Source organism: Streptomyces sp. NPDC054841 (assembly GCF_053611045.1).
Genome location: NZ_JBSGZO010000898.1, coordinates 1 through 1,433 on the forward strand (window position 1 = coordinate 1; position 1,433 = coordinate 1,433).

Sequence of the window (1,433 nt, forward strand, 5' to 3'; positions counted from 1 at the left end):
TAGGACTCCGTTAGGTCTTCCTGGCGGGTCTGTTCGGGAGCATGTTGGGTGTGTGGACTCACATGAAGTGAACCGTGTACGGGCGACGTTGGCGTTATACGTGGCGGATGTGTTCGCCTCAGTGCCGCGCAAGGACCAGCGGGCCAAAGGGGACTGCTACCTGCGGGGACTGATGCTGGACGGCCGCCGCAAGTCCATCCAGGCCATGGCCTCTCGGCTGCCGGACGGCAATGAACAGAACCTGCAGCAGTTCGTGAACCAGTCCACGTGGGATCCAGCTCCCGTACAGCGGCGCATCTGCGAACGGATGCTGCCGCTGATCGATCCGGCAGCGTGGGTGATCGACGATGTGTCGGTGCCCAAGGACGGAAGGATGTCGGTCGCCGTGGCCCCGCAGTACTGCGGGGCCTTGGGGAAACAGGCGAACTGCCAGGTCGCGGTCAGCATCCACGCCGCGACCGACACCGCCTCCTGCCCGCTGCAATGGCGGCTGTTCCTGCCCAAGGAGTGGGCATCGGACACCGACCGCAGGGCTCTCACCCGCATCCCGGCGGACGTCACGCACCGCGAGAAGTGGCGCCTGGCGTTGGACATGCTCGACACGCTCGCCGGCTGGGGTATGAAGCCGCCGGTCGTGGTGGCCGACGCCGCCTACGGCACCAATGCACATCTGCGGACCGCACTGGCCGACCGCGGCCTTGCCTACGTCCTGGCCGTCCGCGCGGACGTGACCGCCCACCCGTTCGATGCGGAGCCTGTGGCCCCGGACCGCAACGGGCCGGTCGGTTGCTGGCCCCAGCCCCGCTACCGGCACCACGCACCGTCGGTGGCAGCCCTGGCACTCAGCCTTGGGCAGGAAGCCTTCACCCCCGTGACCTGGCGGAAAGGCTCGCGAGGGGAGTTACGCTCCCGCTTCGCCGCCGTGCGTGTCCGCCCGGCAGGCAAGGCCGTCGAGCGCCCGATCAAAGCCGCCGCCTCGGCAGAACAGGGCTGGTGGGACGGGACCCTGCCCGACTGCTGGTTGCTGATCGAATGGCCCGCCGAAGCCGAGGCGCCCACCGACTACTGGCTCTCCAACCTCCCGGCTGACAGTGCGATCGCCGATCTGGTCCGTCTGGCCAAGGTCCGCTGGCGCATCGAGCACGACTACCGCGAACTCAAACACGGCCTGGGCCTGGACCACTTCGAAGGCCGATCCTGGCCCGGCTGGCACCACCACGTCACCCTCGTGACCGCCGCCCATGCCTTCCTCACCGAACAACGCCTGGCCCCAAAAGCCCCCGCACCGGTCTCACCCTCTACCAAGTCCTCGACATCCTCCAGGACGCCCTGAGGTGCTGGACCGGCATCTGCACCACCTGCCACCAACCCCTGCCGGCCAGAACACGCACAACACCAAGATCAAGACAGACCTAACGGAGTCCTACTAGGGG

At 67.6% G+C, this 1,433-nt stretch carries 1 protein-coding gene; it reads left to right on the plus strand.

The genetic code is table 11. The features are described 5' to 3' along the window. Window positions 1–52: 52 nt before the first annotated feature. Window positions 53–1,333 (plus strand): IS701 family transposase, encoded by a 1,281-nt coding sequence (locus tag ACWGI8_RS44275; protein ID WP_453669281.1) that lies wholly within the window; start codon window positions 53–55, stop codon window positions 1,331–1,333. Window positions 1,334–1,433: the final 100 nt, after the last annotated feature.